Source organism: Streptomyces sp. WM6386, from assembly GCF_000972385.1.
Lineage (GTDB): Bacteria > Actinomycetota > Actinomycetes > Streptomycetales > Streptomycetaceae > Streptomyces.
In genome coordinates this window covers 1-365 of record NZ_JXTE01000632.1, presented here as the reverse complement: position 1 = coordinate 365, position 365 = coordinate 1, and the positions used below count along the sequence as shown (strand labels likewise).

The 365-nt window shown below is 66.3% G+C and carries 1 protein-coding gene; it reads left to right on the top strand.

All coding sequences use genetic code 11. The features are described 5' to 3' along the window. Positions 1-365: extracellular solute-binding protein (locus tag TN53_RS43020; protein WP_046264370.1), on the top strand; the 365-nt coding region annotated here is incomplete at both ends.

Sequence of the window (365 nt, the reverse complement as noted above, 5' to 3'; positions counted from 1 at the left end):
CAAGCTGCACCCGAAGGAGAAGGTCACCTTCGTCCAGCTGCCGGCGGACGTGAACCAGCAGCGCCAGCAGATGATCCAGAACGCCGAGACGAAGTCCGACGCCTACACGGTGCTCTCCCTGGATGTCGTGTGGACCTCGGAGTTCGCCGCCCACCAGTGGATCGACCAGCTGCCCGCCGCGCAGTTCCCGCTGGACAAGATGCTCAAGCCCGTGGTCGAGACGACCAAGTACCGCGACAACCTGTACGCGGTCCCGCAGTCCTCCGACGGCGGCATCCTCTACTACCGCTCCGACCTGCTGAAAAAGGCCGGCGTCAGCGCCGCCCCGACGACATGGGCCCAGATGCAGGCCGCCTGCGCCAAGG